Source organism: Vibrio sp. 10N.261.46.A3 (assembly GCF_041472995.1).
GTDB lineage: Bacteria > Pseudomonadota > Gammaproteobacteria > Enterobacterales > Vibrionaceae > Vibrio > Vibrio coralliirubri.
Genome location: NZ_JBFRRH010000026.1, coordinates 132,108 through 139,827 on the forward strand (window position 1 = coordinate 132,108; position 7,720 = coordinate 139,827).

At 41.2% G+C, this 7,720-nt stretch carries 7 protein-coding genes; 2 read left to right on the top strand and 5 right to left on the bottom strand.

Annotated elements, in window-relative coordinates; all coding sequences use genetic code 11:
• Nucleotides 1-16: 16 nt before the first annotated feature.
• The 4 genes from AB4484_RS07390 to AB4484_RS07405 are packed head-to-tail and all read right to left on the bottom strand — an operon-like array spanning nt 17 to nt 4,796.
• The gene (locus tag AB4484_RS07390; protein WP_372077316.1) at nt 17-1,396 is read right to left on the bottom strand and encodes an AAA family ATPase; all 1,380 of its coding nucleotides are present in this window, start codon (nt 1,394-1,396) and stop codon (nt 17-19) included.
• On the bottom strand, nt 1,396-2,685 hold the full coding sequence (locus AB4484_RS07395; protein ID WP_372077318.1) for a restriction endonuclease subunit S: 1,290 nt from the start codon (nt 2,683-2,685) through the stop codon (nt 1,396-1,398). The genes AB4484_RS07390 and AB4484_RS07395 overlap by 1 nt, the downstream gene beginning before the upstream one ends.
• Nucleotides 2,675-4,192, bottom strand: a complete 1,518-nt coding sequence (locus AB4484_RS07400) for a type I restriction-modification system subunit M (RefSeq protein WP_372077319.1) — start codon at nt 4,190-4,192, stop codon at nt 2,675-2,677. Before AB4484_RS07400 ends, AB4484_RS07395 begins: the two co-directional genes overlap by 11 nt.
• 13 nt (nt 4,193-4,205) lie before the next feature.
• Nucleotides 4,206-4,796 (bottom strand): restriction endonuclease subunit S, encoded by a 591-nt coding sequence (locus AB4484_RS07405; protein ID WP_372077321.1) that lies wholly within the window; start codon nt 4,794-4,796, stop codon nt 4,206-4,208.
• A 152-nt stretch (nt 4,797-4,948) separates the two neighbouring features.
• Here AB4484_RS07405 and AB4484_RS07410 point away from each other — a divergent pair, with 152 nt between their 5' ends.
• On the top strand, nt 4,949-5,713 hold the full coding sequence (locus tag AB4484_RS07410) for a PD-(D/E)XK nuclease superfamily protein (protein WP_372077323.1): 765 nt from the start codon (nt 4,949-4,951) through the stop codon (nt 5,711-5,713).
• A 4-nt stretch (nt 5,714-5,717) separates the two neighbouring features.
• On the top strand, nt 5,718-6,056 hold the full coding sequence (locus AB4484_RS07415; protein WP_346338220.1) for a hypothetical protein: 339 nt from the start codon (nt 5,718-5,720) through the stop codon (nt 6,054-6,056).
• 179 nt (nt 6,057-6,235) lie between these two features.
• Here AB4484_RS07415 and AB4484_RS07420 read toward each other — a convergent pair whose 3' ends face one another.
• Complete coding sequence (locus tag AB4484_RS07420; RefSeq protein ID WP_372077325.1) at nt 6,236-6,817, bottom strand: recombinase family protein; 582 nt, start codon at nt 6,815-6,817, stop codon at nt 6,236-6,238.
• Between the last annotated feature and the right edge of the window lie 903 nt (nt 6,818-7,720).

The following is a 7,720-nucleotide window of genomic DNA, read 5'->3' on the forward strand; positions in this document are numbered from 1 at the left end:
CTCGTATCCTGCACGTTTAGTTATCTTTCGCAATTCTCAGCTCCTTCTTACGAAGCAAGAGTTTTGCTTTGGATAGTTCTAAGTTATCCGCTGGCAAGTCAACTTCTAAATTTGCTAGCAGTTCTTTTGCCTTACCGATGTTTGAATCATGGATAGCATCAAGCAAGTCACCTATTTTGACATTAACTTGAGCGTTTCGAATATCAGTATCCATAATGTCGAGAAGAACCGAGTTAGCATCTTGGCCGTAAAGTGATGGCAGAGGAGTCACATCATCCTCACCAATCAAGTAAGTTAGAACATCTTTGCTATCGCTGATTACCAAAGGTGAGTGAGTTGTAAGGACAAATTGACAGTTAGGGAACGTATTTGTCAATTGAGCTATCAAGGTACGTTGCCACTTGGGATGTAGGTGCATATCGACTTCATCGATTAGTACAATGCCGTCTCCCATCAGCGGGTTTTCTAAACTTGGGTTCATTACTGCTAATCGTCGCGCAATATCACCAATTAGAGCCATTAAAGACTTCTCCCCTTGAGACAATTGAGCAACGTTTAATGATTGACCATTTTTATCAATTGACATGTGAAGGCGAGGTTTTCGTCGAACTCTGAGGTTGGAAAACTCAGGCATAAACTTATAGATGGCTGAGCGAACTGCGGTCAGTTGCCTGTCTTTGCTTGATGCGTTTAGGCTCTTAAGTTTTGACCATGCTTCTTGGTCATCATCAAAAAGCCCTTTTAGCTGATCCAGGATATCATCGGTTAAACCAGACTCATTCTCAGTATCTTCTCGCTCTCTGAACCACTCAAAAAAACGTCGAAAGTCTACCCCTTGGCTCAATGATTTGTCATAACCATCCAGCTGAAGAAAAGTATGTTTTTCTCTAATTTTCAGTGGAATATCAATGACGACACGCTCTACGGAATAAAAAGCCATTAATGGAAGCGAAGCTTTTTCATCTGATGAAATTTGCTCACGGTAAAAGTCCGCTAGACTGGTTGCTCCCCAGTAATCACTTTTGTGTTCACTCTTCCTAGCTTTGCGAGCTTTTGCTATACGCCATTCAAAGTAGTTTTCATCGAAAGCTTCTAGATCACCATCTTCAATGTTACCAACAACGTGGTTAAAAATATCTACATCAATAGCAGCCGAAGGGCTACCGTTTTTGATAACAAGTTCAGGAATAGGGCTTCCCTTACCTGACTCACTTTGGATACGAGAGACAAGCCAACTCAAAGAGGTGGCTAATGCTTTGAGTATAGAAGTTTTCCCTGAGCCATTATTACCAACAAACACAGTAACGTTACCGTATTGATTGCCAAGAGGAGCTAGAGGGATCTCCAGTTCATCAAAACGTCCAATTTTGTGTAATGTTAACTTTTTAACTTCCATTAGACGGCTACCTCCGTTTGTTTTTCAGCATTAACGCGACGCTTACCCGTCAACAATTGTTGCACTAGTGCCTTTTTCTCTTGCTTGAAGTGAGCAAGTTTTGCTTCAAGCACTTCGATTTCCTTATCGGCAGCGGTGAGGACTGAGGCGATCTTTTTTTGTTCATTAAGTTCTTTTGGAACTACGACTTTATAGAGTTTTAGATAATCGGTAGTTACACGCTTTTGCCCCGCAGAACCTTGCATGTTCATTTCACCCCTAACCCTAAAAGCAGATGTGGTGGTTAGGTAGTATACAAAGTCTGGGGCGTTTCCTTGTTTAGCACGCAATACATGAAACTCAGTGCTACCAAAGCCAATTCCATTTTCTAGATGATTAACTAACGCACCTTTACCGTTTTCAAAACAAGGTGTAATTTTGGCAATTAAAGTGTCTAAGTCTTTAAATGATGTAAATCCTTTAGATACTTCCGAATATGGTTTTTCGTCTGTTCTTAATAGCTTTGCATCTTCAGAAACAGCATCCATAGGCACAAAACTAACTAAGCCGTTTTCAGGCTCTTTTGCTTTTTTAGGGTTTACTTCACATATATCTTTGAGGTGTAACTCTTCCCACTCACCCTCAAACACTTTACCCGTTTTAGGATTGACCAAGCGCTTATTACCCGTCAAAAGCTGCTGCATCAGAGCTTTTTTCTGTTGCTTGCTGGTTTCAATCAGCTTTTCAGTAATGGTAATTACCTTGTCCCATGTTGATAGGATCTGCCCAATTTTTAGTTGTTCACTAATAGTTGGAATGGGCACAACAATTTTTTTTAATTCAGATAAGTGAACACGTTTCTTTTCATTCAATGTACCTAGAGCAACACGTTCATACATGTAGTTCATAGCTGTTGACTTTAAGAAAGAGTTTAAGTAATCGGTATCAACAAGTTTTGATGCACTAACAACATTGTAATAACCAGAAACTAATACAGGTTCAGAGTGCTCTGACTTCGAGATTGCACCAAATCGGAGATTCATTGGGTTTATGACAATATCGTTTGGGTGTACGCATTTATATTTATTCTCCTTCTGATTTTTTAATAGGAATTCTCGGTTGTAACGTTCTGACTTTTCAACAACTCCATCTTCAATAGTCAAACTACATAGCTTTAAAGAACCATCATTTACTCTAGAATCTTTTCGCTCTTTTATAAGGTTTTCAATCGGAAGATAAGTCCAACTTTCTATTGGTTTACCAAAGTTTTTTTCCCAGTGAAGTATTTCGAACGAATAGTTATCCGACATAACCCAACTCCTCTAGGTAAACCGCCATTTCCGCTTCAAGATCAGATAGTTCACTTTGTAAAGCTAAGCGTTCAGTACGTACCGACACTAAATCAATCTCTTCCTCCTCCTCAAAAGTATCCACATAACGAGGGATATTGAGGTTATAGTCGTTCTCGGCAATCTCTTCTAGCGAAGCTAGGTATGAGTATTTGTCGGTGGTTTCACGTGCTTTGTAGGTATCGACAATCTTTTGAATGTTATCTGGCGTAAGCTGGTTTTGGTTCTTACCAGACTTGAACTCACGAGAAGCATCGATAAACAGTACCTTATTATCGTCTTTCTGCTTTTTGAAGATAAGGATTGCAGCAGGGATACCAGTTCCAAAGAACAACTTCTCAGGTAGACCAATTACAGCATCTAGCAGGTTTTCATCAATCAGCTGTTTACGAATTTTCCCTTCAGACGATGCACGGAACAGAACACCATGAGGCACAACCACTCCCATACGACCTGTTTGCGGTTTTAGTGTCTCAATCATGTGTGAGATAAATGCATAATCACCTTTGGTCTTCGGTGGAATACCACGACGGAAGCGACCAAAATGGTCGTTACCAGCATCTTCAAAGCCCCATTTATCAAGCGAGAACGGAGGGTTGGCTGTTACTATGTCAAAGTGTAACAGACCGCCTTCTTTGTCTTGTAGCTTAGGGTTACGGATAGTGTCACCCCATTCGATGCGATGGTTGTCTTCACCATGCAAGAACATGTTCATCTTCGCCAGTGACCACGTTGAACCAATCGCTTCCTGACCAAACAGTGCATACTGCTTAGAGCCTGTAAAGTTGCGCTGTACTTGCTTACCACATTTCATCAATAGTGAGCCTGAACCACATGCTGGATCACAGATACTATCGCCTTGTTGTGGCTCTAGGATAATCGAGAGTAGGTCAGATACCTCTGGTGGGGTATAGAATTCACCCGCAGATTTGCCGCTGCCAGCAGCGAAGTGTTTGATGAGGTACTCGTAGGCGTTACCAATCACGTCCAGTGAACCAACGCGGCTTGGGCGAAGGTTTAGAGTATCTTTACCAAAGTCTTCTAATAGGTGACGTAGGATATCGTTTTTCTGCTTTTCATCACCGAGTTTGTCAGTATTAAAGCTGATGTCTTGGAATACGTTCTTTAGCTTAGTGCCATTGGCTTCTTCGATGGCATGCAATGCTTGGTCGATACGAGAGCCGTTGCCTGCTTCGTGGCGAGCATCGTAGAGATCCCAGAAAGTTGAACCTGTTGGGATTTGGAAAGATTGGGTGCTCATCATCTCAGCGATTAGCTCTGGTTCATCGCCGTACTCTGCTTTCAGCTCTTCGTACTTGTCTTTATGTACATCAGAGATGTACTTCAAGAACAGCATGGTCAGGATAAAGTCTTTGTAGATAGATGGATCTACCGTGCCTCGGAACGTGTCACAAGCAGACCAGACAGCTTTATTGATTTCATTTTGGTTAATTGGTGTATATGGCATCTTGTCCTAGCCTTTAATCGTTTGAATTTTGGATTAAGTCTGTAGCAATCGCATTTAATTGCTGCTGACGGTTATTAATAAGCTTATGAAGCAGAGCGTTTTCTTTAACGCTAGCCTCATAGAGTTTGGCAATCGTGTTTTGTTGAGCAATATCTGGAATAGCAAGCTCTACATCACCTAACACAGGTTTACGTATATTGATTTGTGTGCTGCCCTCTGCGCTTTTGCGAAGGTACTGCTGTACAGGCTTCTGGTTAAGCTGCCAAGCGATAAACAGAGGGTTCACTGATTCTCGGAATGATGATTTGATACGTATCTGAAATAGGCTAGGGGAGCAGGTCACGTGCTCTAAATCTCCAGATACGTGAGCTGCGAAATTACGCATACCTTTAGCTATAAACAGTACATCACCATCTTGGAGCCAGGTTGGTTGCTTCTTCCCTGTCGGCTCAGTTTGAACCAAATCACGGAGCAGTAACTCGCCAAGGTCACTGATATCCTTAGCCTGTACAACCCGCACAGATCCATTCTTATCGTGCTTAATTGACCCTCGAAACGGATAGCCAGCTTGAATATCAGCAATTTCTGCTAGACGTTGCTTCATTCCAATACCTCAAGTTCTAAGTTGTATTCATTGTGTTTTACTTCACTTGATAGGTCAAGAAAAAATGCAGAATTTAAAAACTGCAAAAATATCTTGACGAACTTTTGAACTAATTATAGGATTATTTGCAGTAAACGAATGGAGCAAAAATCATGAGTAGACAGAAAGCAGTGCAAAACGGTAAAGCATTTGAGTCAAAGATCTTTGCAGTACTCAAGCAATTGTCTGGTGTGAATGTCATCAAAGATATTCCATATCCATCTATCTACAGTGCCTATTCAACTAAGCACAAAACTAAGATGGAGTTCAGAGCTGAGAACATCACTTTGACATTTGAAACGCTGGACTATCAGGGGAACAAGATCACTAAAACTCGATTATTTAGCTCACTAAACATCGAATGTAAGTATCAAGAAGATTCGGGCACAACTGACGAGAAATACCCGTTGGTCTATGAGAACGCATTGATTAGTGATGCTGAAGCCACTCTATTTGTTTACGAAGACCCACAGAAGAACATTAAACGTGGAGCTTTGGAGTTCATGTACGACAAAGCACTAAATTCAGGTGAACGTTTGATAGTAATGGACTTTAACAGTTTTCTAGACAACGTGAATAACCCGTACCAGTTGGATCTGAATTCTGAAAGCCTAGAACAAGGTTCAGAGCTATTCCAAGCGCATCATCCTGGATTGAAAATGCTTGAGTCATACAGTCGTAAGCGATTTAACCAAGCTATTAGCGGCAATGAACAATGTGGGGTGTACTTTAGTGAATACCTTGATTGCCAACGAGACTTTCACAATTTCGTAGCAATGAATGGTGTTCGAAGCCGTGATTATTTGCCGTATTTGAACGACTTACGTGACTTACGAGCAGGTATCACTAAATGTATAAACCTGAATAAGGAGATTTAAATTTATGACAGTTACAGAAAAAGTTTTGGAAGCTCTTTTGGAGCGTGGCGCGTTTGATAATGAAGAGCAAAAGGTAGGGGGCATTGCTAAGTTAGCTATTGATAAAGGCTTTGACTCGTTGAGTCACGCTCAAAGGCACGTCTTATCACCATGGCTGTCGCAACATTGTACAGGTTCCACTGACCCTGGCGGCCACCACAATGATTGTAGTGCTGAGTTAGATGGTGATGACTTACTAGAGGCTATTGAACTAGCAGATGACATTGAGTGCTTGCAGTGCGAAAGCTGCCGTAGTGATGATTCGTATTACTCTCATCAATACAGCAAACTCATGGCTGAGTAACTACAGTATCCGTTGGCAGAAGCCGTCATGGTGATGGCTTGCCTTCGGCAAAATAAATCGAAGTTGTTTAGGGCTGAGGTGCCATTTGTCAATTTGGTAGAGGAAACTTCACGTGCACAAGCTCGGATAATTTCAGCCGTATACGGCTGAGCATGATAGGCTATTAGATAAGACTAGGCTCAACTTGTTGCTTTGTTCCAGTGACGCTTAATAGTCGCGATTCCTAAGTTCAAATGAATGGCAGCTTTACTCTGCGACATTCCAGCCTCTTTGCACTCTAGCACTCGTTTGGTTGTTTTAGTGGCCTTGGGTCTACCTAGCCTTTTACCTTCAGCCTTCGCTCTAACCAATCCCTCTTGAGTTCGTTCCCTGATTCGATTCCTCTCGAACTCAGCAAATGCCGAGAACATCTGCAACATCAGCCTTCCTTCGGAAGAGCTAAGATCAGCGACTGGTAAATCTAGGCAGACAACACGAATACCTTTACTATCGAGTAAACTAACCGTTTGCTGAACATCAATATTATTTCGTCCAAGTCGATCAAGTTTAAGAACTACGAGTGTGTCGCCCTCCTCTAGCTTGTGCTCAACTAAATTGGAGAACTGTTTTCGATCTATTGCTTTAGTGCTTCCTGAGATCGTCTCACTAATAATTCGAGAGTCGATAACTTCATAGCCAGCATTCCGAATCGCCAAAACTTGGTTCTCTGTAGTTTGCTCTGTCGTTGAAACTCGACAATAGGCAAAAATCCGTCCAGTCATCTCACTTCCAGTATCATAAAACCTAGCATCACCATATCATTGGTATCATATAATTAATAGGTATTTTTATGATACCTTTTTAGGGAGGTATTACTGTTATCATTTAGCGGTTGATTTTTGATACCACTGAATATACCGAGATTAACTACAGATTTTCTTTTTGGCGATAGTATTGGTTAAAGTTTACACACACGGTGTATGACGGCTAGATCGCATGTTGGCTCAGCGCATAAGAAGAGTGTGATCATTTGATAGAAGCTCTCAATCGTTAATTAGGGCTGACAAAAATTAATTATTTAGTATATTAATCTAAAAATAACAACTTTAACGAAATTTAATATTCACTGAGCATTTATTTTTGAGAAAAAATATGGTATAACAATTATAACTATCATAACCATTATAAATTCATATAACTAATTTAAGGAGTGAATCTTTCCCAGCACTCCCATTCAGAAAGCTCCAAAAATCTTGTCTTTTGAAACACTGCCATCAATGGCACTTCAACTGTCACCAATGACAATATTACTGCCTTTAATGGCATTTTCGTTGCCCACATCCCGCACTCTGTGAGTGCGAAATTACTACCGACTCACACTCGCCGAGTGTGAAGCTTACCTGAACAAAGTGGTTTGAACGGTTATGTTGTTCCTACATTTATATTCATTATTCGGTTCGCTAAGGGTCACGCTAGAGGTCTAGCGCAGAATGTTTAGTTAGTCTCCCATTCGTGGGAGATAACGGGACAACACTGCTGTTTTGGGCTTATGCGCACGCATAAAGATCGGTTCAACGAGGTTTCTGTCCTGTCAATTTCCAAGCTGAAGAGTCGATTTATGAGCTTGCGCTAGAGGTCTAGCGCAATACTTTACGTCTCCCACGAGTGGGAGATACCGCTGGTTA